Source organism: Neisseria sp. CCUG17229, from assembly GCF_047839235.1.
Classification (GTDB): domain Bacteria; phylum Pseudomonadota; class Gammaproteobacteria; order Burkholderiales; family Neisseriaceae; genus Neisseria; species Neisseria brasiliensis.
The window spans coordinates 2105289-2129906 of record NZ_CP181247.1 but is presented as its reverse complement, the minus strand read 5'-3'; the positions used below and the strand labels follow the sequence as shown (position 1 = coordinate 2129906).

Genomic DNA, 24618 nt, shown 5'->3' with positions numbered 1-24618 from the left:
ACCTTTTAATCTTTTCCAACCAAGCGCAATAAATATTGGCCATATTCGTTTTTACACATCGGCTTCGCTAATGCTCTGACTTCATCGCTGCTCAGCCAGCCATTGCGCCAAGCGATTTCTTCCAAACAGGCCACTTGTAGATTTTGAATGTTTTCAATGGTTTCGACAAACGAAGCCGCTTCCAATAGGCTGGCGTGGGTGCCGGTATCGAGCCAAGCAAAACCACGGCCGAGCAGTTGGACATTGAGTGAGCCATCGTCCAAATACATTTGATTCAAGGTGGTGATTTCCAATTCGCCGCGTTCAGACGGCTTCACTTGTTTGGCAAACTCGACCACGCGATTATCGTAGAAATAGAGACCGGTTACCGCCCAATCGGATTTAGGTTGTTTCGGTTTTTCTTCGATTGACAGGGCTTTGAAATTCTCATCAAACTCAATCACACCGAAACGCTCGGGATCTTTCACTTGATAGCCGAATACGGTAGCACCTTTGGTTTCCACGGAAGCGGCGGCTTCTTTCAGGGATTGGCTGAAATGCTGGCCATAGAAAATATTGTCGCCCAACACCAAACACACCGAATCATCGCCGATAAATTCTTCACCAATTAAAAAGGCTTGCGCCAAACCATCGGGGCTGGGTTGGATGGCGTAGGAAATTTGAATACCGAAATCGCTGCCATCACCCAGTAAGCGGCGGAAAGCATCGTTATCTTCCGGCGTGGTAATCACCAGCACATCGCGGATGCCGGCCAACATCAACACCGATAAGGGGTAATAAATCATCGGTTTGTTGTACACCGGCAGTAATTGCTTTGATACGCCGCGGGTAATCGGGTAAAGGCGTGTGCCGCTGCCGCCTGCGAGAATAATGCCTTTCATAAGCTTGTTTTCCTTGTGTAGTTGGTGTTCAGACGGCCTTCATGCCGCCTGAACATATTCTTATTGTTTAACTGCCCAAACGCTCACGATTATAGCTGCCGTCTAACACGCGCGACCACCAAGTTTGATTGTTTAAATACCATTCCACTGTTTTGCGGATGCCGCTTTCAAAAGTTTCTTGCGGCTGCCAACCCAACTCACGGCCGATTTTTGCGGCATCAATCGCATAGCGCACATCATGGCCGGGGCGGTCTTTGACATAGGTAATCAAATCTTCATAACGCGCCACGCCTTGCGGTTTGTTTGGCACCAATTCTTCCAACAGGGCGCAAATGGTGCGCATCACTTCAATGTTGGCTTTTTCATTGTGGCCACCAATGTTGTAAGTTTCGCCGATTTCGCCTTCTGTGACCACTTGATACAGCGCACGCGCATGATCTTCGACAAACAACCAATCACGAATCTGCATACCGTCGCCATACACCGGCAGCGGTTTGCCATCAAGCGCATTCAGAATCATCAGTGGAATCAGTTTTTCAGGAAAATGATAAGGGCCGTAGTTGTTGGAACAATTGGTTACAATGGTCGGCAGGCCGTAAGTACGCAGCCATGCGCGCACCAAATGGTCGCTGGAGGCTTTGGAAGCCGAATAAGGACTGGAAGGGGCGTAAGGCGTGGTTTCGGTAAACAAATCATCCGTGCCGTGCAAATCGCCATACACTTCATCAGTCGAAATATGATGGAAACGGAAAGCCGCTTTTTTTTCAGACGGCATATCATGCCAATACGCGCGCGCCGCTTCCAAAAGCGTGTAAGTACCGACAATATTGGTTTCAATAAATGCCGCTGGGCCATCAATACTGCGGTCAACATGGCTTTCTGCTGCCAAGTGCATCACCGCATCCGGCTGGTGTTCGGCAAACACACGATCCAGTGCCGCGCGGTCGCAAATATCGACTTGCTCAAACGCATAGCGCGGATGATTGGCCAAAGATTCCAGCGATTCCAAATTGCCCGCATACGTGAGCTTATCCACATTCACCACCGCATCTTGCGTATCGTTGATGATATGGCGTACAACCGCCGAACCGATAAAACCGGCACCGCCGGTGACAAGGATTTTTTTCATGATGAATATTAATCGCCAAAATGATAAGGTAAATTTTACTATAAATCGCAAACAAAGGCCGTCTGAAACTTCAGACGGTCTCTCAATTTCATGACTTAATCATCATAACCATTCGGATGATTACTTACCCAGCGCCATGAATCTTCCATCATTTGGGTTAAATCACGCTGCGTTTGCCAGCCGATTTGCGCCTTCGTATAAGAAGGGTCGGCATAGAAGCACGCCAAATCACCGGCGCGGCGCGGTTTGATTTCAAATGGAATGGTTAAACCCGCAGCCGCTTCAAATGCGCGGATGATTTCCAATACTGAAGAAGCGCGGCCGGAACCTAAGTTCAACAAATGTGTGCCTGCTACATTGCTTTTTGCCTGCATAGCGGCGACATGGCCTTCCGCCAAGTCCATCACATGAATATAGTCGCGCATACCCGTGCCATCAGGGGTAGGATAGTCATCGCCGAATACCGCCAATTGCGGTAGCTTGCCTGCAGCCACTTGGCAGATATAAGGCAACAGATTATTTGGAATGCCGTTTGGCTGTTCACCAATCAAGCCACTTTCGTGCGCGCCAATTGGATTGAAATAACGCAACAAAATCACGCTCCAGCGCGGGTCGGCTTTTTGAATATCGGTGAGAATACGTTCTACCATCGATTTCGATGTGCCGTAAGGGCTGGTGGTATCGCCCGGCGGCATGTCTTCAGTATAAGGTACTTTGCCCGGGTCGCCATAAACCGTCGCTGAAGAGCTGAACACAATACTAAACACGCCCGCGCGCGCCATTTCTTCTGCCAACACCAAGCTGCCCGAAACATTATTATCATAATACTTCATCGGCTCGGCCACACTTTCGCCTACCGCTTTTAAGCCGGCAAAATGAATTACCGAATCAATGCGGTTTTCCGCAAAAATACGGCGCAAAATTTCACGATCGCGGATATCACCTTGATAAAACGGAATCTCTTGGCCGGTAATCGTTTTCAAGCGTGGCAGGATATTGATGCTGGAATTGCACAGGTTATCTAAAATCACCACCTGATGGCCGCTTTTCAGCAAAGAAATGACAGTATGCGAACCAATAAAACCGGTGCCACCGGTAACGAGAATATTCATAGTTTAGGATTTTATATATTGAATATTAAATTGATTTTTGAAAAATAATTAACATAAAGGCCGGAAAGTAAAATATATGATTAATTAACTTCGGCTTTGATTATCTTATAAATAAAAAAATAATCTTAATAATTTTTTAGATGTGTAAATTAATATGCAATTAAGTATTTAATTCTATCAAATCTATTAAATAAAAAATAGGGTACCTCTCGAAATCTTAATTTCACTTTATGATATTGTCTTATTTGTTATATAACACAGGGAATGTAAATAAGATTAAATTAACTATAGTTTTAATATGGAAGGTGATGTATAAGGATGTTTAAAGCATAAACTAATAAAAAACAGACAAAGTTCCCACAACCATTTGTAAAAAAAAATAAATTAATTTAAAATGTTTGCTAAGTTATTATATACTAAACGACTTTAAGAATTCAAAAATAACCATTGGATAACGGAAAGCTATGAATGCCACACAAAAATTCTTAGTTGTATTTGGAACACGTCCAGAAGCCATCAAGATGGCGCCGCTTGTTGACGGGCTCAAAAAGCTCAATTTTGATTTTAAAGTTTGTGTTACCGCACAACATCGGCAAATGCTTGATCAAGTATTGAAGCTCTTTGAGATAAAGCCTGATTATGATTTAGATATTATGAGCAGTGGGCAAACTTTATCAGATATTACAGCGACTATCCTACAAAAGATACAGCCTGTAATTGAGGACTATAAGCCTACCGTAATTTTTGTACATGGTGATACGGCGACTACCCTAGCTAGCTCTTTAGCTGCATATTACAATCAAATCGATATTGCTCATATTGAAGCAGGTTTGAGAACGGGGAATATTTACTCGCCATGGCCGGAAGAAGGTAATCGTAAATTAACAGGTGCATTAGCTAAATATCATTTCACCCCAACTCAGAGTACGCAAGAAAATCTAATTAAAGAAAGTGTTTCTATTGATAAAATTTATGTAACAGGCAATACAGTAATTGATGCTTTATTTCTAGCTTCTGAAAAAATTGAACAAGATAAACAGTTATATGAAAAATTACAATCAGATTTTGAATTTTTATCAGATGATAAAGTAGTACTCATAACCGGTCACCGAAGAGAGAACTTTGGCCAAGGTTTCGAGAATATTTGTAAGGCCATCGCAAAATTATCAGATGATAATCCAAGAGTACGTTTTGTTTATCCAGTTCACCTAAACCCAAATGTAAGAGAGCCTGTACAAAGATTATTGGCAAATAAAGCTAATGTTCATTTGATTGAGCCTTTAGATTATTTCTCATTTACATATTTAATGAAAAAGTCATATCTAATTTTGACCGATTCTGGTGGTATTCAAGAAGAAGCACCTTCACTAGGAAAACCTGTTTTGGTTATGAGAGATACTACAGAACGGCCTGAGGCAGTACAAGCTGGTACAGTCAAATTGGTTGGGACTAATTATGAAAAAATCGTTCAAGAGGTCAATACACTTTTAAGAGATAAGCTTCAGTATCAGGTGATGTCAGAGGCTCATAACCCCTACGGCGATGGAACATCAGTAGAAAAAATTCTTAAGGTTTTTAAATCAAATTAAATTTTTATTTATAGGAATGATTATGTACAAAAATAAAACAATTTCAGTTATCGGCTTAGGCTATATCGGCCTGCCCACCGCCGCTGCTTTTGCCGGCCACGGCGTGAAAGTTATCGGCGTAGATGTCAACCAACACGCCGTCGACACCATCAATCAGGGGAAAATCCACATTGTCGAACCCGACTTGGATACCGCCGTGCACCAGTGCGTTACCAATGGCACACTCAAAGCCACTTTAACCCCCGAGCCTGCCGAAGCATTTTTAATCGCCGTTCCCACCCCGTTTAAAGGCAACGATTACGAACCCGACTTAAGCTACATCGAAGCAGCCAGCAAAGCCATTGCTCCGGTTTTGAAAAAAGGCGACTTAGTGATTTTAGAATCCACCTCGCCCGTTGGCGCCACCGAACAAATGTCTGCCTGGCTGGCCGCAGAACGTCCCGACTTAAGCTTTCCCCAACAAAAAGGCGAAGATTCCGATATCCGGATCGCCCACTGCCCCGAGCGCGTGCTCCCCGGCCAAGTAATGCGCGAATTGATTGAAAACGACCGTATCATAGGCGGCATGACCTCGAAATGCTCGGAACAAGCCGTAGCCCTGTATAAAACTTTTGTAAAAGGCGACTGTATTATTACCAATGCCCGCACAGCCGAAATGTGCAAACTAACCGAAAACTCTTTCCGCGACGTAAACATCGCCTTTGCCAACGAACTTTCCATTATTTGCGACAAACTGGATATCAACGTGTGGGAATTGATTTCACTCGCCAACCGCCACCCTCGTGTCAACATCCTGCAACCAGGTTGCGGTGTAGGGGGGCATTGCATTGCGGTTGATCCATGGTTTATTGTTAACAAGACTCCTGATTTGGCGAAACTGATTCATACCGCTCGTTTGGTCAATGATGGTAAGCCTGAATGGGTGATTGGCAAAGTTGATGAAGCGGTTATTCAAGTATTGCAAAAAAATCCTACTAAAACTGTGGCTGATGTCAAAATTGCGTGTTTAGGGTTGGCTTTTAAGCCAGATATTGATGATTTGCGTGAAAGCCCAGCGCTAAAAATCACTGAAAAACTGGCAGAGAAATATCCAAATCAAATCTTGGCGGTAGAGCCAAATGTAGATGAATTGCCAACAAAACTAGCTGACAAAGGTATTAAGCTCGTTCAGCTTGACGATGTGCTAAATCAGGCAGATGTAGTGGTTATTTTAGTGGATCATAAAGAATTTAAGGGTGCGCAACTGATTGATGTTAAAGGATTGGTTCTGGATACAAAGGGTATTTGGAATTAGTTAGTTGGTGAGTTTCTTTTCAGAATTTGTAAAAATTGAATACGATAAGAGGATGTGATGAGTAAGTTAAAACCTGCATTTAATTCAAAAGAGCTAGAGGATAAGATCTTAATCTTAGAAGCTGACGTAAAAAAATTCAATGATTCAGCTTATAGGGCAAAGAAAGAGGTTCAACGACTTAATGGCTTGTTGGAAGAGCAAAATGCTTATATTGTTCATTTGGAACAAAAACTTCTAGGGCTTGCTGATAGATATAATCATCTGGCATCTGAATATAATACCGAAATTATTGAGCTTAAGAATCAATCAACCACATTGTCATATTGGCTTGGCCAAGCAATAATTAAGCTTAAGACATTGAAAGGCATTTTATATTTCATCCCAAATCTATTAGAAGCTAGAGCTAAACATCGTCAAAAAATATCACAGAATGCCACTAAGCCAAAGAAAATACAACCAGTTCGCATGGGAGAGTTATTAATTCATCGTAAAAATTATCTTAATTCTTCTTTGGGTGTAAAAAGCCAAACAAAAGTAAAAGAAAAAATAAGTGTCGATAAGTTAGAAGATTTAGCTTCAAAGATTCCAGATTCTAATGGCAGTGCTTTTTATAAGAAAATTCCATTAAATGTGGCTATTGTGACAGATGAATTTATGTTTAACTATTACAATGGCGCTTTTGAAAACCTTTATTATGTAAATCCAGATAATTATAAGACAGTTTTTGACAAAAACAAAATTGATTTATTTCTATATGTTTCGTGCTGGTCTGGTATGCAGGGCGATGATTGGAGAGGAATCAAGTATCGTGAAAAGCCTATGTGTGCATTTAATGACATTATTCGTTTATGTAATCAACAAGGCATTAAGACAGTCTTTCAAACCATAGAAGATCCGAGCAACTATGAGAATTTTTTACCAATAGCTAAGAAATTTGATTATATATTCACAAGTGCGATCGAAAAAATTCAAGATTACCAGAGGGATTGTGGTAATCAAAATGTAGATTATCTGGAGTATGGATTTAATCCTGCCATCAATAATCCCATTGGTCTGTATCGCAATGTAATTGATGGTGTCTTTTTTGCCGGATCATATCCTCAGCGTTATGCGGAGCGCTGTCAGGATATGCATACAATGTTTTCATCTATACAGTCATCTAGCGGAGAATTAATCATTGCTGATCGTAATTCACACTTAACCGATGATAAGCTGAAATTTCCAGCAGAGTTTCAAGATAGCGTAATTCCAGCAATTCAGCACAAGCTTTTGCAAAAAGTTCATAAACTATTTCGATATAATGCAAATTTTAATTCCATTAAGGATAGTATGACGATGTGTGCTATGAGAGTGTATGAACTGCAAGCTCAAGGAGCCCTCATTCTATCAAACTATGCACTTTCAGTTAGTAATCAATTTCCAAATATCAAGATTATTACTCAAAAAGAGAATTTATCTCCGATCTTTAAAAATTCCGAAGAGATTCAATTTGAAGAATTGCGAGCCCGTGTTAATACTTTGCGTACAGTTCTACTAGATAAAAGTGTATTTGACCAATCAGTCAAGATGCTGCAAAAGTGTGGATTTAATATTTGTATAGAGCAACCAAAAGTATTGGTTATTAAGCTTGATGATCAAGCAGCCTTGCCGCCACAAACATATACAAATTATGAAGTTGTTCAGGTTGATGAATTAAACCAACATCAGGCAATTGATTATGTATGCTGCATTTCTTCTAGAAATCAATACGACATACATTATCTGCAAGATCTAATAAATGGCTTTAAGTATGTTGATGTAGATTTTGTTACAAAATCTGCTGTAATTAATGATGATTTAAATATTTCAGGCAAGGTTTTTGATTATACTGACGAAAATTGTATTATTGATAAAAGCTTAATTAAGGCATCAGCCTTTAGTCCTCGATCTTTGCAGGTAAATAGCCATCTTGGATTTGCTGTCGAGCCATTTAATCTTGATGCTTTTATTCCTCAAAAGCAACCATTGGATATGCCTGAACTTTCAATCATTATCCCAGTATATAATAATGGTGTGTTTTTGCGCGATAGATGTTTGGCAAGTTTGAAGCTAGATGCAAATTTTGAAAAATTTGAAATTATTTTGATTGATGATGGTTCGAATCATGAAACTTTATCAATTATTGATGAGTTAAGTTATCAATACCATAATATTGTTGTGTACAAATATCCGCAAGGCGGAAGCGGTAGTGCGTCAAGAGCTCGTAATAAAGGACTTGAATTGGCAAAAAGCCAATTTATTACTTATCTTGACCCTGATAATGAAATTTCGATGAATGGCTATAGCACCTTGCTCAATATTTTTAGAGAGCAAACGGCAAAAAATATTAAAGCCGACTTTATCACAGGCTATCAAAATAAAATTACCGAGAAAGGTGTGACTCGTAATGCCTATCATACGGATAAGCAAGTATCTTATATCGCAGATACAAAGCATTTCATAACTCACAAAAATTATCCAATTATTTCAACTCAGGCATTTATCTGTAGAAAGTCGCTTATCATTGAAAACGAAATTCACTTTGTAGAAAGAGCGGTAGGTCAAGATACCTTATTTGGCCATGAGATTATGGCAAGTGCTAATGGTGGGTTATTTTCATCATCAGCATATATTAACTACTATGCCGAAAGAAAAAGTTCTGTAACCAATATTGTTGATAAGAATTTTTTTGAGAAATCTCTAATATTGGAAAAATATCAAGTGGAGAAGCTGAAAAGACTTGGGGTTTTTGAGCATTATCGGGATAATAAATTTCCTTTGTTTTATAAAGATTGGTATCTTCATAAATTATCATGTGTTGAAGAGAGAGACAAGAAATACTGTTGTGAAATTTTAGATCAAATCCAAAAGATGTACGACTCGTAAAGTTTCAATCTAACTCAATTTCGGTATCGCTTAAGTGTTATCTTGGTGATGTTCTGCAACTATGAAGAGAAAGAACTGATATGAAAATAGTTGTTTCGACAAACAATCATATCTTAACATCAGAAATTATAACTGAAGCCATTATAAAAGGTGAGTTTCTATTTGCTTTCTATGTCTATCGTAATGAGCAAAAAATTCATGTCGAATGGTATCAAAATAATAATATTTATTCTTTTGATACTGAGGGAATACCTGGGTATTATCGAATTGTAGGCTTTGCTAAAAATGGTGACGATATTCAAACGGTAAAGTCGCACCCTATTTTTGCTAACCCATTAGAAATATCTCAAAACCAAGTAGGTGATATTACGGAAAAACATTCTGCATATAATTTAAAAACGGATAATTGGAAGTTTCCTTGTTTATATATACCAAGTAAAACACATTCTAACACATTATTTGTTATACTCTCGGCTGCAACCAATAGATCTAAAAATTCATTACCTGTTTTTAATAGATGGACATGGGCTTTTAAAAATTTATTTCCTGGTAATGTAATGTGTGTTGCAGACCCCACTTTAGAAATTAATGAAGATTTAAATTTAGGTTGGTTTATTGGTACAGCTGAAAAAAACGCTTCTAAGGAACTTGCTGATTTTATTTTAGATTTTGTAAAATTTAATAAAATTCCTAGTCGCAATGTCATATTTTATGGGTCTTCCGCTGGAGGATTTGCTGCGCTTTATTTGTCTAAGGAAGTGAATGAATCTGCAGCCATCGCTATCAATCCGCAGACTCATGCTTTGGCGTATGAGGCCTATCATCAAGTTGATTTAATAAGAAAATACTGCTTTAATGATCTTGATTTTAGGGAAGTTCATTATCGTTTTACATCGCGTGTAGATATGTCATTTCATTGGAGAGATGTAACTCAATCTCGAATTTTACTGCTGCAAAACATTTTGGATGCCCATCATTATGAAGTTCACTTTAAGCCGTTCTGGCATGCTGTAGGAGGCGAACATTTGAAGGAAAAGGAGGGTTTGTTTTATGCTAAGCAAAATATTGCTTGGGTTTATCAGCAGGAGGGAGGGCATGTGCCGGAAACGGAAGAAATGATGCTAAAAGCAATAGAGCTACTTCAAATAAATGACAAAGCTATATGATATTAAATGAAATTAGTTTGTATTTAATTAGTGATAATTTAACTAGGCAATCTCTACTCTTGGAGAATATTGATCTTCAAGAGTCTTGGTGGTGGTTGCGTAAAGCAAACAAGCCGATTTTATTTGTAGAATCGGCTTGGAATGGTTATCGGGATAGATGGAAATTTCAAATCGCTGCCTATCCTGATTATCCTGAGCGTAATAATCAAAAACTGATTAAATTGGTAGAAAAAGCAAAGTCAAAAGGCATTCCGACGGTTTTTTGGAATAAAGAAGATTCGGTTCATTTCGACCGCTTTATTAATTCTGCCAAGCATTTTGACCATATTTTTACTGTGGATGAAAATTGTGTGGAGCGGTATCGGGCGGTTGTGCCAGCCTCAACTACGGTTGATGTGGCGATGTTTCCCGTCCAGCCCCGTATTCATAACTATCAGGGGTTTAACTTCCGGCAATTGGAGGCGAATTTTGTCGGCAGTTTTAGTAAGCATATCCACGATAAGCGTCGCGAGCGCCAAGAAATGTTGTTTTCTGCGGCTTTGAAGGCGGGTTTGCCGGTTACGGTTTTCGACCGTAATTCAGACAGAAAATCAGATAACTATCGTTATCCTGAGCAGGAATTTGGCCTGAAAATCATGCCGGCTTTAGATTATGCCCAAACCGCCGATATCTACCGCCGCTTTGCCGTGTCGCTGAATGTAAACACGATTGAAGATTCGCCCACAATGTTTTCACGGCGGGTGGTGGAAATCTTGGCCTGCGGTGGGATTTTGGTTTCTACACCTGGAATGGCTATGGATAAATTGTTTAAAGATTATTGCCATATCGTAAATAATGAAGATGAGGCAGTCGCTTTGTTTGAGCGTTTGAAATACGGGCCGTCTGAAAGAGATTTGGAAATGGCCAAGGCAGGGGCGGATTTTGTTTTAAATAACTTCACTTGGCAGAAGTTTTTAGAAAAAATACAATCGGTTGTATTTTGATATATGCTGGTTTTTTTAAATAGAGCATATTTAATTTAGTATAATGGTTAAGTTTTTTTATTTTAAAGGCTGGGAATATGAATAAACTGTTTGGAAAGCCTTTTTTGGCTTTGATGACTGGGATGCTTTTGGTTGGGTGCGGGGCATTACCTTCCTCCGGCCCAAGTGCAAAAAAAGTTGTCTCGTTAGGCCAACAGTCTGAAACTCAAATTCCTGAAGTGGAGTTGATTGATGTCAATCATGAGGTGGCACAATCGTTGTATAAGGCTCAGGTGAGTCAGTCATTCACTCAGTTTGGTGACGGCTATGCTTCGGCCGGTACGCTGAACGTTGGTGATGTATTGGATATTATGATTTGGGAAGCGCCGCCGGCGGTATTGTTTGGCGGTGGTATTTCGTCGATGGGTTCGGGCAGTGCGCAGCAGACCAAGCTGCCGGAGCAGTTGGTCACGGCGCGTGGTACGGTTTCTGTGCCATTTGTTGGCGATATTTCGGTGGTCGGTAAAACGCCGGGTCAGGTTCAGGAAATTATCAAAGGCCGTCTGAAGAAAATGGCCAATCAGCCGCAAGTGATGGTGCGTTTGGTGCAAAATAATGCGGCAAATGTGTCGGTGATTCGTGCAGGCAATAGTGTGCGTATGCCTTTAACCGCCGCGGGTGAGCGTGTGTTGGATGCGGTGGCTGCGGTAGGTGGTTCGACAGCAAATGTGCAGGATACCAATGTGCAGCTAACACGTGGCAATGTGGTGCGCACGGTGGCTTTGGAAGATTTGGTGGCCAATCCGCGGCAAAATATTTTGTTGCGCCGTGGTGATGTGGTGACGATGATTACCAATCCCTACACTTTTACGTCTATGGGTGCGGTGGGTCGAACACAGGAAATCGGTTTTTCAGCCAAAGGCTTATCACTTTCTGAAGCCATTGGTCGTATGGGCGGTTTGCAAGACCGCCGCTCCGATGCGCGTGGGGTGTTTGTGTTCCGTTATACGCCATTGGTGGAATTGCCGGCAGAGCGTCAGGATAAATGGATTGCGCAAGGCTATGGCAGTGAAGCGGAAATCCCGACAGTATATCGTGTGAATATGGCTGATGCGCATTCGTTATTTTCTATGCAGCGCTTTCCTATCAAGAATAAAGATGTATTGTATGTGTCGAATGCGCCGTTGGCTGAAGTGCAGAAATTCTTGTCGTTTGTGTTCTCTCCGGTCACCAGTGGTGTGAACAGTATCAATAATTTAACTAATTAATGTAGGTAAGTAAGATGTCTGAGCAACTTCCTGTGGCAGTTGCCACTGAAACCAAAGCCGAGAGTAAAAAGCCGAAAAAGAAAAGTTGGATTAAAAAGCTAAGCCCTTTATTTTGGGTGACGGTGATTATTCCTACGGCAATTTCGTTGGTGTATTTCGGCTTCTTCGCTTCCGATCGTTTTACGTCGCAATCGAGCTTTGTGGTGCGCTCGCCTAAAAGCCAATCTTCTCTCAATAGCCTGGGTGCCATTTTGCAGGGCACAGGTTTTGGCCGTGCGCAAGATGATATTTACACGGTTGGGGAGTATATGCGTTCGCGCTCGTCTTTGGATGAGCTGCGTAAAATCTTGCCGGTACGTGAGTTTTATGAAACCAAAGGTGATGCGTTCAGCCGCTTTAATGGGTTTGGGTTCCGTGGCGAGGAAGAGGCCTTTTATCAATACTATAAAAATCAGGTGATGATCAATTTTGATACGGTTTCGGGTATTTCCACGTTGAATGTAACTTCCTTTGATGCGCTGGAATCTAAGAAAATCAATGAGGCTTTGTTAAAGCAAGGTGAAGCATTGATTAACCAGCTGAACGATCGTGCACGTGCTGATACGGTGCGCTATGCGGAAGAAGTAGTGAAAACGGCGGCAGAGCGGGTAAAGGAAGCCTCTCAGAATCTGACTGATTACCGTATTGCCAATGGCGTTTTTGATTTGAAAGCGCAATCGGAAGTACAAATGGGGTTGGTTTCTAAGCTGCAAGATGAATTGATTGTGATTCAAACCCAGCTTGATCAGGTAAAAGCAGTCACACCGGAGAATCCGCAGATTCCGGGTTTGCAGGCGCGTGAGCAGAGTTTACGCAAAGAAATTGACCAGCAGTTACGTGCTATTTCGGGGGGCGGGCATGCTTCTTTGTCTAACCAGGCTGCCGAGTATCAGCGTGTATATTTGGAAAATCAATTGGCGGAGCAGCAGTTGGCAGCCGCTATGACTTCTTTGGAAAGTGCCAAGGTTGAAGCAGACCGCCAGCAGCTGTATTTGGAAGTGATCTCGCAACCGAGCCTGCCGGATTTGGCATATGAGCCTAAGCGCTTATACAACATTGTGGCAACTCTGATTATCGGTTTGATGGTCTATGGCATTTTGAGTCTGTTAACTGCCAGCATTCGTGAGCATAAAAACTGATGAAAGCCTTGCATAAAACATCATTTTGGGAATCTTTGGCCATTCAAAGGCGGGTAATCGGCGCGCTGTTGATGCGGGAAATTATTACCCGTTACGGCCGTAATAATATCGGCTTTTTATGGCTGTTTGTTGAGCCGTTGTTGATGACATTCTTTATCGTCTTGATGTGGAAATTTTTTCGGGCAGATCAATATTCGACCTTAAATATTGTGGCATTTGCCATTACCGGCTATCCGATGATGATGATGTGGCGCAATGCGTCGAGTCGGGCCATCGGAGCGATTTCTTCCAATGCCAGTTTGCTTTATCATCGCAATGTGCGGGTGCTCGATACTATTTTGGCGCGCATGATTTTGGAAATTGCCGGGGCCACCATTGCGCAAATTGCGATTATGGCGGTATTGATCGCGATTGGTTGGATTGAAATGCCGTCAGATATGTTTTATATGCTGATGGCTTGGCTTTTAATGGCTTTTTTTGCCATTGGTTTGGGCTTGGTGATTTGTTCGATTGCCTTTAATTTCGAGCCGTTTGGCAAGATTTGGAGCACATTGACTTTTGTAATGATGCCTTTATCTGGCGCGTTCTTTTTTGTGCATAATTTGCCGCCCAAGGTACAAGAATATGCATTAATGATTCCGATGGTACATGGCACAGAAATGTTCCGTGCCGGATATTTTGGCAGCGATGTGATTACCTATGAACATCCTTGGTATATCGTATTGTGCAATCTGGTGTTGTTGTTGTTTGGCTTGGCGATGGTCAGTAAATTCAGTAAAGGAGTCGAGCCGCAATGATTTCGGTTGAACATGTTTCCAAGCAGTATCAAATGCGCGGCGGTATGCGGACGGTGTTGGACGATATCAACTTTTCGCTGCAAAAGGGTGAGAAGGTGGGGATTTTGGGGCGTAATGGTGCCGGTAAGTCGACTTTGATCCGTTTGATTAGTGGTGTCGAGCCGCCTACCTCGGGTGAGATCAAGCGCACCATGAGCATTTCTTGGCCGCTAGCGTTTTCCGGTGCGTTTCAAGGCAGCTTGACCGGGATGGATAATCTGCGGTTTATCTGCCGGATTTATAATGTCGATATCGATTATGTGAAGGCATTTACGGAAGAATTTTCGGAGCTGGGGCAATATTTGTATGAGCCGGTGAAACGTTATTCTTCGGGTATGAAAGCGCGTTTGGCTTTTGCCTTGTCATTGGCGGTGGAGTTTGATTGCTACCTGATTGATGAAGTGATTGCGGTGGGTGATTCGCGTTTTGCAGCTAAATGTAAATATGAGTTATTTGAAAAGCGTAAAGACCGTTCGATTATTTTGGTGTCACACAGCCATAGCGCGATGAAGCAATATTGCGATAATGCCATGGTGTTGGAAGCCGGGAAGTTATATCAATTTGACAATATGGATGAAGCTTATCAGTATTATAATGCTTCGCTATGAAGCCATGTGATTCGAAGGCCGTCTGAAATTTCAGACGGCCTTCAATTTTGTCGGATAGTTTAAAGACAGGGCTTCTGAAAAGAGAAGCCCTGTGTTGATTTTAGGATTTAGTGAATAGTAAAGCCGCGCAGGTATTGGGTGCGCTCGCGGGTCATACGGGTGTCGCATTGCAGTTGCAGATACTCGGCTTGTGCCGGATTATCGGCTGGTGCGGCAGCGCGCAGGCAGTTTTGTGATTTGCTTTGAATCCAGCTGCGCTGCTCATCCAGAATGCCTTTTTGTACCCCGCGTTCCATGCTGTTCCAAAGGCTGTTGATTTCGGCTTCAGCTTGGCGGTTTTGTGCGCGTGCGGTTTCTAAATCATCTATGGAGAATGATGAGCCTTGAGCAGGCGCGTCGGTCGTCGGGCTGATGATTTCGGTGTGTGAATCCAAGCCGATTAAATCTTGTGGGATGCCATCGTATTGGCTGGCGGCATTATTTTCCAAAATATCTTCAGGGTCGGCTTCCGGCGGTTCGTCGAAAGTTTGGGTTGTGCTCAGGCGGATGGCTTCTTCTTTGCTGACTGCTTGGCCGTCAATCATCACAATGCTTTTGACGCCGTAGGGCAGCAGGGCGGCAGATAAGGTCTGAGCGGTTGCCGTCACAACATTGTCTTCCAGACTTACGCCATCGGTTTGGCTTGGTATGTAGCGGATGGGGGTGGTGAAACTATTGCCTGAGTAGCTGAGATGGCTGCCCATGATTTTTTGTTCGATGATTTCGCCTACGCTCGTGCTGCCGTAAATCAACGGGCTGTTGGCGGCGGCGCTGTTAGCAATATCGGTTGGTATGATGATGCGTAAACCGGCGCTACACAGGGTTTTGTTGCCTTCGCGTATGGTTTGGGCATCTTCTAAGCTGATGTCGAGCAGGGAGCCGGCGGCAATGATTTTATCGGCATCGACAAATTGGCGGCTGTCGTTGCGAGCAAATGCGCGCGCTTCTTGTTTGATGATGTCTTGAATATTGTTGCGGATGTTTTGCACCACGGCAGGGTCGGTACAGGCCAATTCAGTGGTGGTGTCCTGCTTGTTGGGCTTGTCGCCGCAAGCGGCCAATAAACCGGTGGCAAGCGTTAAAGCCAGCAGTTTTCGATACATAATATTCTCCTTAACGGGTATGGACCGGATTAGCTAAAGGCAGCCATACGCATTTTTGATGTTTCAGACGGCATAATAACAAAAGCACTTGTAACAAGTAAGATGTTACAAGTGCTTTTTCGTTGATTAACTGATTATTTGAGGAAGTTTAAGAAGCCCGACAAAATAATCACGTTGACAATATCGACGAAGAATGCGCCCACCATCGGCACAATCAAGAATGCTTTGTGCGAAGAGCCGAAGGTTTGGGTAATCGATTGCATATTGGCAACTGCAGTCGGGGTTGCACCCATACCGAAGCCGCAGTGGCCGGCAGATAATACCGCCGCATCGTAGTCACGCCCCATCACCACATAAGTGACGAAGGTTGCATACAGAATCATCACCACCACTTGAACGGCCAAAATAATCGCCACCGGGCCTGCCATGCCGGTCAATTCCCACAGTTTCAAATTCAGCAGCGCCATGGCCAAGAATAAGGACAGTGAAGCATTACCGAATACATCAATCGCGCGGTCGAACATGTTGACTTTGAATGCGCCGGTCAAGACGTTACGCAGAATCACACCGAAGAACAAACACCATACGAATTTCGGCAAATCAATCAGGTATTGCTTGTCGTAGCTGTCCATGATTTCAGCAAATGCCAAACACGCGGCGAACATGGCCAAAGTTTCCACTGCATTGTCTGCGGTAATCAGGCGTTGGCGGTGTGCTTTTTCAAAGATGTCATCATTGTTGTCGTTGGTGTTTTCGTTTGAGATTTCTTCAGCAGAAATTGGTTTGCGGCCTTGACGGTTAATCAGACGGCGCGCAACCGGACCACCAATCAAACCACCGAACACCAAGCCGAATGTGGCAGCGGCCATACCCAAGGTAGTCGCGCCCATGACACCATATTCTTTCTCAAAAGTCGGGCCCCATGCACCTGCAGTACCGTGGCCACCGGTTAAAGTTACCGAACCGGTCATCAAGCCAATCAGCGGATCCAAGCCCAATACAGTCGCCAAGCCAACGCCTACAGCGTTTTGCACAACAATAAACAAACCTACGACCACCGTGAAAATCACCAGTGGCAAACCACCCGCTTTTAAGCGTGAGAAGTCTGCACTCAGGCCGATAGACGCAAAGAAAATCAGCATGAAGGCATCTTGCAGGGGTTTCTCAAATTTAAAGCTGACACCATACATTTGGTGCAAAACAAACAGCACCAAAGCAGCAATCAAGCCGCCGGCAACCGGCTCAGGGATATTGAAATCACGCAGAATGCGGATTTTCTTCACCAAAAATTTGCCCAAGAGTAGCACCAAGGTTGCCGCAATCAGGGTGTAGTAACTGTTAAATTCCCATTCCATAATAGTTTCTCTCTATAAAAAAAGGGGTTTATGAAGAATAATTGACGATATTAGGGGAGCTGTTAAATTTTGTCAAAGAACAAAGCTTGATTTCATCGCATATTTACACTCAACGGGCGGGCATTTCGGTCGGGTGAAATTATTTTCAATACAATCAGGGTTTAATACGGCAGTGTTGAAGTAAGGACGAATAGGGCTTCCGAAAGGTAAGGGCAAAGTGTTTCAGATATGCCTAAAACCATCCCAAAATAAGCATGATTAGGTAAATTTATGTATGCAGGGCATTAAGGTTTGTGATATATAGTCATTGGGTTACATACAATTACAAAATCAATAAGGAGCAACGTATGAGTGCATCTTTTCTCTTGATCATAGGCTTGGCCTTAATGGCTTGCGGTTATTTCTTCTATTCAAAATTTATTTCACAAAAAATCTTCAAATTGGATGACAGTTTTGTCACGCCGGCGCATGAAGTAAATGATGGCGTGGATTATGTGCCGACCAATAAATATGTATTATGGGGTCACCATTTTACATCGGTAGCCGGTGCGGCGCCGATTGTAGGCCCTGCGATTGCCGTGTTTTGGGGCTGGTTGCCGGCGTTTGTGTGGGTGGTGTTGGGCACCATTTTTATGGCCGGTGTGCATGATATGGCAGCGGTATGGGCAAGTGTGCGCAATAAAGGCCAATCCATCGGCACCATTGCCGGCTCGGCCGTAAACGCGCGTACCCGCAGCCTGTTTATGATTGTGATTTTCCTGCTGTTGCTGATGGTGAACGCAGTGTTTGCCGTAGTGATTGCGGGCATGATGATTAAAACGCCTTCTTCTGTGTTGCCGGTATGGGGCGCATTGGTGGTGGCGTTTGTGATCGGACAATGTATCTACCGCTTTAAAATGAACCTGTTGTGGGTATCGATTATCGGTGTGGTGGCTTTGTACACCTTGATTTACTTAGGCCCGATGTTCCCGATTGTGTTGCCGGAAACCATGTTCGGTTTGCCGGCCAATGCGGTATGGATTATTTTCCTGTTTGTTTACGCAGCGATTGCCTCGTTGCTGCCGGTATGGATGCTGTTGCAACCGCGTGACTACATCAACGGCCTGCAATTGTTTGTCGGCTTGTTTGTGATGTATGCCGCGATTTTCTTGGTAAGCCCAGATGTCGTGGCGCCTGCCGTGAATGAAAACGTACCGGCCGGTACCCCGCCAATCATGCCGCTTCTGTTTGTGACCATTGCGTGTGGCGCGATTTCAGGCTTCCACGGTTTGGTATCGAGCGGTACTACTTCCAAACAAATCAACCGTGAACCGGATGTGCGCTTTGTCGGCTACTTTGGCGCAATGGGTGAAGGCATGTTGGCTTTGGCTGCGATTTTGGCCGCCACTGCCGGTTTCGCCACTTTGGGTGACTGGGAAGCGGTGTACACCAAATTCGGCGCGGGCGGTATCGGTGCGTTTATCGATGGTGGTGCCGCGATTATGCACGAAGGCATCGGCTTGTCGCCTGAATTGTCGGCTACCATGCTGACCGTAATGGCGGCATTGTTTGCCGGTACCACCATGGATACAGGTGTTCGTTTGCAGCGTTATATTTTCCAAGAGTGGGGCGACATTTACCAAATCCAATCTTTCCGCAAAGGCTGGGTAGCGACATTATTGGCTGTCGGCACTTGTGCGCTGTTGTCGTTCGGTGCGGGTGGTTTGAAAGGCGACGGCGGTATGCTGATTTGGCCGTTGTTCGGTACCACTAACCAATTGATGGCAGGTTTGACCTTGCTAGTGGTAACTGTGGTATTGATGAAAGCCGGCCGCAAAGTGTGGTTTACGCTGATTCCGATGGTCTTCTTGCTGATTATGAGTATTTTGGCCTTGGTATTGCAGCTGAAAACCTTCTACGATCAATCCAACTGGCTGCTGGTTGTATTGGATGTGGTGATTCTGATTTGCTCGATTTTGGTGTCGCTGGAGTGCGTTTCCGTGCTCAAACGCGAATGGCCTAAACGCAAAGGCGTATAATGGGCTGGCATGAAAAATGGCAGGCGTTTGCCGAAGGGTTGCAAGAGTTTTATCATGCACCTTACCGGCAAACGCTCACTCGGGCGTATCGTGACGAACAGGATTTGTTTATGCTGATGATCTTCGCAGAAAGCCTCGGCATTCCCAATCCGATGACGTTTTACACGCTCGAGCTGCAGCCCCTACTGCTGGAAGAATTCCACGATTGGCACTTGCGTATGGGCATGCCGCATTCACCTTTAGATCGATTCGGATGCTGTTAATGGATACATTATTGCAACAAGCGGCGGCAACGCCGCTTTTATTTGTCGGCGGCAAAGGTGGGGTTGGCAAAACCACCCATGCCGCTGCATTGGCCACACGCTTGGCGGAAAGCGGCAAAAAAGTGCTGCTGGTTTCTACTGATCCGGCGCACAGCTTAGGCGATGTGCTGCAATACACGCTCTCGGGTACCATCCGCCCATTGACCGACAATTTGGCCGCTCTGGAACTCAACCCACACCAAATTGCCGACAAACATTACGCCCAAGTCAGCGAATTGTTGGCGGGCTACACCAAGCCCGAGCTGGTTGAGAAAATGCGCCAGCATATCGAAGCCGCCAAAAGCTCGCCCGGCGCGGAAGAAGCCGCCATTCTCGAAGCCTTGTGCAAATACATCACCCATCACAAAATCATGGGCTATGAACACGTTGTGTTCGATACCGCGCCTACCGGCCACACCCTGCGTCTGCTTGAATTGCCGCAAATGATGGCCGCGTGGACGGATGCTTTGTTGTCACAACAAGGGCGGCAGCAAAAACTGCGCGATGCTGCTTTACCTTTTTGGCAGAAAACTCAGCGGGAAAACACCTTGCTGAGCGAATCGCGCAACCAACGCTGGGACAAAGCCCTCGAAACCTTGGAAAAGCGTCGCCAATTGTTTGCCGATGCCGGCCAGTTGCTCGCCGACCCTGCTTATACGTCCATCATTTTGGTGATGACTCCCGAAATGCTGCCATTGGCCGAAACCCGCCGCGCATTGGCGCAACTGCATCATTTCAAGCTGCCGTGCAGCCACATCATCGTCAACCAAATCATGCCGCAATCCCAAGCCGATAATGATTTCTGGCAGCAACGCTACCAGCGGCAGCAAGACATCTTGCAGCAAATCCGCCGCGATTTCAGTCAAGTCAACCTGCACCATTACGCCTTGCAATCAAACGATGTGCGTGGACTAGAAGCCTTATCCACATTCGGCAGCAATGGGCGCATGAGTGAAGAGCGTTTATAAAACCGATTAAAATCAAAAGGCCGTCTGAAACAATATTGTTTCAGACGGCCTTTTCTTTACTCAACATGATTGCTGCTCAGTCTGACAGCAAACCCAGTTCCGCAAAAAACGCCCGATAAGCCGCTGCTTTCTTTTCCAACGCCAACGGATACGCCCGCGAAGACGAAGGCAGACGATACAACCGCAGCGCCCGTTGTGCAAAACACGTTTCCACATGCGCCCCGATTTTCGGCTTTGGTGTTTCAGACGGCATCAAAGACAACAAAGTATCCGTCGCCAATTCGCCTGTGGTCATGATGGTATCGCACAAAGGCATCTTTTCCAGTAAAGCCGCCAAATCTACCGGCTCGACTACCTGTAAAAACTTATCCGAAGCATTGCCCTGCAAACGCCGCACCCGATATGCCGTATCGTAAACCGCAATTCCCTTGCTTTCCAGAAACGAACGAATAAACGCCTCTTTAAACCGCTTTCCGTCTGTAGCCGCATCGATAAAGTAATCCGCATCCTCAAAAAACACCAAGCCGAAAATCCGCCACATATCGTTTTGAAAATTTGGATAATAAAAATCCATTTTCCAACGCGCACGTGGTGGTGGGAAAGAACCGAGCATCAGCAGCTTGGTATTGGGCGGAGTAAATGGGGGTAAGGGGTGGGTTTCGGTATCAGCGGTGTTCAATTTCGTATCCAAGCAAGCGATGTTTCAATGTTCAGACGACTCCAAACAAATTTGCTGTTTGATTTTTCATCAGACAATAATTGTGTCATATCATCCGCACCTTGCTGCTCTTTAATAATCCGTAAGGCCGTCTGAAGTGGTGCAGAGGATTAAATCTTTTTTCGATATTCATTTTCCTTGCGAAAAGCATTTCAGACTGCCTGAAATACCAAGCAGTCTGAATACTTAATCATGATGTTTTTTGAATAACTGTTTTGGTGGCGGCAATTTTGCGGTCGGCATATTGCACCACATCTTTAATCACGATTTTTTGCACAGCAGCAAGCAAGGTTTGCATGTATTCATAATCAGGGTTGCCGTCTTTTTCAGGTAGCATAAAATAATCAGCCTGAATTTTTTTATTACTAATACTGTCTCCCCAAGAATATTTTTTTACCTAAACTTTTTTCCAAACATGAAATCATAAAAAAGTTTTGCAATTTAGATAAAGGAAATTCGCCCTTAAAATACAAAGCCAGATTATGACTATCATTAGAGAAAAAATCATTTGGCTGATAAGTTACAACAAAAGTTTTTCCGCCAATAAAAATACAATTTCCCGTATTTTTAACTTTTTCGTCATAAGAAATATAGGTACTGACTGTATTATTTTCACGACTGGCACACACATATGGTGTAGAGCCGCTATTGGGCTAAATATCACGAGATAAAATGTTAAATGTATTCTTAACATGAAATAAATCGGTAACTTTAAATTGTTTAAATGGAACTTTACCTTGTTCCAAATCCAACAATGCCGCTTGTTCCGCCTCCGTTAAGGCATAGTCTTTCAGTCCTGCGGCTGAAAGATAGGCTTCCAGTTCGGCTACGAAATTTTCCATAAAGTCAAGGTCTAATTGACCATTTTTGATGGGAAGCTGAATTGTAGTTTTCCGCATTGCGGCACGATTAAATTTAACGCCATAACTATATTGTTGATTAGTTGCAATACGACTACCTGAAATCACAAAAAAAGCAATCGCACGATTAAACCGTTCCAATTTAGGGATAAAATGTTGAATATGGGAATAGCCAATAAAATCTTTATCCTGATAAAACATGGTTTCTGCACCTGCTGTTGTATCTGAACAAGTAATGCTGTTCCCTTTATTATTTGCGGATAAATGTGATAATCCCATCACACCATTATTTATGGTGGAATTTGAAATCAATGGAACTGTTCCCTTTATAGATATAATTTCATCATTAGATAAACGATAATATTTTGTAGGATTGATTGTAAATAAATCCCCCAATCTAAACTCCCCCCGCTCAACCGTTGCCAACATTTCGGTTAAGCGGGCATCTACTTTTTTAGGGATTCGTCCGCATGTTCAGCGTTTTCAGACTGCCTTTTGAGCAGTTGCGACACTTCCCATGCCAAATAATCGGAAACGGTTTTTTTGAAATCGGCAAGGGTTGGGCGTGTATCAATCGGTGCGGATTGGTTCCAATCTGCACCACTTTGTGGGTCAATATTGCCTTCGTAGTACTCGTTTTCGGTGAAAATGTTAAGTTGGTTTTTGCCGAAACGCACCAATTTCACCAATTCTTCATAACGCCCGCGCGCGTTGTCGGTATCTTTCAGGTTGTTGCTGGCTTTTTTGCGGTTGGTGCGGGTGTAGCCGTCATTGGAAAAATCAATGAATTTCACGGTTTCGTCTGCTTCGTGTTTTTCACCAACTTTGAATACGTAAATGTGGGTTTGCACGCTGGATTTGCCGATAAACAAATCAATCGGCATTTTAATGCTGGCAATCAGGGTATTTTTCTGCAAAATACGGCGGTTGATGTCTTTTGCCCTGCCTGAACCTGCGGAATTTTGAATGATGATGGCAGCGTAACCTTTTCGCATCATGCACAAAGCTTTTTCCACAAACACCATGCCGTTGCCATTGGCGGAGTACGGCGGGTTGAGGATAAACGCATCCGCAGGGAACGCTTCATCGGTTTTACCAAAACCATATTTACCGTCAAAATCCGATAGGGAATCTTTGTTTAAAATGTTGGCACTGCCATCACCCATCAAAATCATGTTCAAAATCGCCAGCATGTAAACGCTGGACAAGAGTTCCAGGCCAAGCAGTTTTTCGGCTTTGATTTGAGCTTCTTTCAGACGGAGGGCCTCGGGTGATGTGATGGTGTTTTTTGCATCAATCAGCATTTCATTCATGGCAGGAACCAACAGACCTGCCGAACCTGTGGCGAAGTCCCACACATAGCTGTCTTTGTTGACGCGTGCAAGTTTGGCAAGCAAGGTGGCAACGTAAGCGGGGGTCAGCACCACATCGTTGAGTTTGTCTTGGGTGAAGCCCAGCCATGAATACATTTCGTTGAATAATTTACCCGTAAAATCAGTGGTTAATCCGATTTTGTAGTAAATCCCCAAATCATCAACGATTTTACCGAATACGCGCTTAAGCTGGCTTTCCCCATCTTTCACTTTATTGATGTTGTCGGTTAAAAGCGTGTTGGATAAAGTGCGGACAATCAGGTCTTTTTTGGTTTCCGGCAGGTTTTTCTCACTCAAAAAAGCTTTGATTTTTCTGATTAAAATATCACCGTCAGTATTGTCTTTCTCGGTGGATGATTTTAAATCTGCTTTCTCCAACGGTGCCACTTTTCCTGCAATACCAATGGTGGCAATAATGGACGCTGCCACCAGATATACGCGGTCATTTTCGCCTAATCCTTTTTCATTTTGATAAATATCGTTATTGAGCTGTTTGAGGCTGACATCAATTTCCTGTTCTCGTTTTGCCTTGATTTTATCCAGCTCTTCAGGGGTAAGTGAAAGTGTTTTCACTTTCTCGATAAAATCTTTGAAATGTTCAGGTGCAAGAAAGGACAAATCGGTATATTCACCGATTTTTTGACCTGCACCCAAATTGCTTTTGGCAACGTGATAGACACCAATTTGAGTGTGGATTTGACCTGTATTTTCATCACGATGCCCTGTTACACCAATGGCGATGATGTCGGTGTAGGCAGTATGATGCAAAATCGCATTGGCGTAATGCACTGCGCCATTCACGGCATAACCATTGATATTTTTGAAAATGGGCTCGTTTTTGGAATTGCGGTTTTCTACATTGCCGTCTGAATCCAATTTGACCAATTTGTTGGCATAACCTTTGTATTCGATCAAAACAGGATAATCTTGTCCGCTTTTTTGGCTGCGCAATAGC

The 24618-nt window shown here is 43.5% G+C and carries 21 protein-coding genes; 12 read left to right on the top strand and 9 right to left on the bottom strand.

What is annotated here, in order from left to right; all coding sequences use genetic code 11:
- Positions 1-5: 5 nt before the first annotated feature.
- The 3 genes from rfbA to galE form a co-directional block, all read right to left on the bottom strand.
- Positions 6-881 (bottom strand): glucose-1-phosphate thymidylyltransferase RfbA, encoded by an 876-nt coding sequence (rfbA, locus tag ACM67B_RS10170; protein ID WP_416189519.1) that lies wholly within the window; start codon positions 879-881, stop codon positions 6-8.
- Positions 882-948: 67 nt separating this feature from the next.
- Positions 949-2010 (bottom strand): dTDP-glucose 4,6-dehydratase, encoded by a 1062-nt coding sequence (gene rffG, locus ACM67B_RS10165; protein ID WP_416189518.1) that lies wholly within the window; start codon positions 2008-2010, stop codon positions 949-951.
- A 95-nt stretch (positions 2011-2105) separates the two neighbouring features.
- Positions 2106-3122, bottom strand: coding sequence for a UDP-glucose 4-epimerase GalE (gene galE / locus ACM67B_RS10160; protein ID WP_416189517.1), 1017 nt, complete (start codon positions 3120-3122; stop codon positions 2106-2108).
- Between the two features lie 464 nt (positions 3123-3586).
- On the opposite strand from galE, the gene wecB reads away from it, so the two are divergent.
- From wecB to ACM67B_RS10115, 9 genes are all read left to right on the top strand, one after another.
- Entirely contained in the window at positions 3587-4711 is a 1125-nt protein-coding gene (wecB, locus tag ACM67B_RS10155) for a non-hydrolyzing UDP-N-acetylglucosamine 2-epimerase (RefSeq protein ID WP_416189516.1), read from the top strand.
- Positions 4712-4733: 22 nt separating this feature from the next.
- Positions 4734-6005: a UDP-N-acetyl-D-mannosamine dehydrogenase gene (wecC, locus tag ACM67B_RS10150; RefSeq protein WP_416189515.1), complete on the top strand. Its 1272-nt coding sequence runs from the start codon at positions 4734-4736 to the stop codon at positions 6003-6005.
- 57 nt (positions 6006-6062) lie between these two features.
- Positions 6063-8909, top strand: a complete 2847-nt coding sequence (locus ACM67B_RS10145; RefSeq protein ID WP_416189514.1) for a glycosyltransferase — start codon at positions 6063-6065, stop codon at positions 8907-8909.
- Between the two features lie 80 nt (positions 8910-8989).
- The gene (locus tag ACM67B_RS10140) at positions 8990-10075 is read left to right on the top strand and encodes a hypothetical protein (RefSeq protein WP_416189513.1); all 1086 of its coding nucleotides are present in this window, start codon (positions 8990-8992) and stop codon (positions 10073-10075) included.
- A 59-nt stretch (positions 10076-10134) separates the two neighbouring features.
- On the top strand, positions 10135-11058 hold the full coding sequence (locus ACM67B_RS10135; RefSeq protein ID WP_416189512.1) for a CgeB family protein: 924 nt from the start codon (positions 10135-10137) through the stop codon (positions 11056-11058).
- 77 nt (positions 11059-11135) lie between these two features.
- Positions 11136-12305 (top strand): polysaccharide biosynthesis/export family protein, encoded by a 1170-nt coding sequence (locus tag ACM67B_RS10130; protein ID WP_416189511.1) that lies wholly within the window; start codon positions 11136-11138, stop codon positions 12303-12305.
- Between the two features lie 14 nt (positions 12306-12319).
- Positions 12320-13483 (top strand): capsule polysaccharide export protein CtrB, encoded by a 1164-nt coding sequence (gene ctrB / locus ACM67B_RS10125; RefSeq protein ID WP_416189510.1) that lies wholly within the window; start codon positions 12320-12322, stop codon positions 13481-13483.
- Positions 13483-14280, top strand: coding sequence for an ABC transporter permease (locus ACM67B_RS10120; RefSeq protein ID WP_416189509.1), 798 nt, complete (start codon positions 13483-13485; stop codon positions 14278-14280). Before ctrB ends, ACM67B_RS10120 begins: the two co-directional genes overlap by 1 nt.
- On the top strand, positions 14277-14927 hold the full coding sequence (locus ACM67B_RS10115; RefSeq protein ID WP_416189508.1) for an ABC transporter ATP-binding protein: 651 nt from the start codon (positions 14277-14279) through the stop codon (positions 14925-14927). The genes ACM67B_RS10120 and ACM67B_RS10115 overlap by 4 nt, the downstream gene beginning before the upstream one ends.
- Positions 14928-15034: 107 nt before the next feature.
- Here the strand turns inward: ACM67B_RS10115 and ACM67B_RS10110 are convergent, their stop codons facing one another.
- Positions 15035-16069, bottom strand: coding sequence for a lysozyme inhibitor LprI family protein (locus ACM67B_RS10110; RefSeq protein ID WP_416189507.1), 1035 nt, complete (start codon positions 16067-16069; stop codon positions 15035-15037).
- A gap of 134 nt (positions 16070-16203) precedes the next feature.
- Entirely contained in the window at positions 16204-17424 is a 1221-nt protein-coding gene (gltS, locus tag ACM67B_RS10105; RefSeq protein WP_416189506.1) for a sodium/glutamate symporter, read from the bottom strand.
- Positions 17425-17771: 347 nt separating this feature from the next.
- On the opposite strand from gltS, the gene ACM67B_RS10100 reads away from it, so the two are divergent.
- Genes ACM67B_RS10100 through ACM67B_RS10090 form a run of 3 tightly spaced genes read left to right on the top strand, consistent with a single transcriptional unit; the run spans position 17772 to position 20712 of the window.
- Positions 17772-19442: a carbon starvation protein A gene (locus ACM67B_RS10100; protein WP_416189505.1), complete on the top strand. Its 1671-nt coding sequence runs from the start codon at positions 17772-17774 to the stop codon at positions 19440-19442.
- The gene (locus tag ACM67B_RS10095) at positions 19442-19705 is read left to right on the top strand and encodes a cory-CC-star protein (protein ID WP_095502758.1); all 264 of its coding nucleotides are present in this window, start codon (positions 19442-19444) and stop codon (positions 19703-19705) included. The genes ACM67B_RS10100 and ACM67B_RS10095 overlap by 1 nt, the downstream gene beginning before the upstream one ends.
- Positions 19705-20712, top strand: coding sequence for an ArsA family ATPase (locus tag ACM67B_RS10090; RefSeq protein ID WP_416189504.1), 1008 nt, complete (start codon positions 19705-19707; stop codon positions 20710-20712). Before ACM67B_RS10095 ends, ACM67B_RS10090 begins: the two co-directional genes overlap by 1 nt.
- Before the next feature lie 76 nt (positions 20713-20788).
- On the opposite strand, the gene ACM67B_RS10085 is transcribed toward ACM67B_RS10090, so the two are convergent.
- From ACM67B_RS10085 to ACM67B_RS10070, 4 genes are all read right to left on the bottom strand, one after another.
- Complete coding sequence (locus ACM67B_RS10085) at positions 20789-21403, bottom strand: uracil-DNA glycosylase family protein (protein ID WP_416189503.1); 615 nt, start codon at positions 21401-21403, stop codon at positions 20789-20791.
- Positions 21404-21620: 217 nt separating this feature from the next.
- Positions 21621-21767: a hypothetical protein gene (locus ACM67B_RS10080; protein WP_416189502.1), complete on the bottom strand. Its 147-nt coding sequence runs from the start codon at positions 21765-21767 to the stop codon at positions 21621-21623.
- Between the two features lie 316 nt (positions 21768-22083).
- Positions 22084-22686, bottom strand: a complete 603-nt coding sequence (locus ACM67B_RS10075) for a restriction endonuclease subunit S (RefSeq protein ID WP_416189501.1) — start codon at positions 22684-22686, stop codon at positions 22084-22086.
- Positions 22687-22736: 50 nt separating this feature from the next.
- Positions 22737-24614, bottom strand: a complete 1878-nt coding sequence (locus ACM67B_RS10070) for an HsdM family class I SAM-dependent methyltransferase (RefSeq protein WP_416189500.1) — start codon at positions 24612-24614, stop codon at positions 22737-22739.
- Positions 24615-24618 lie beyond the last annotated feature (4 nt).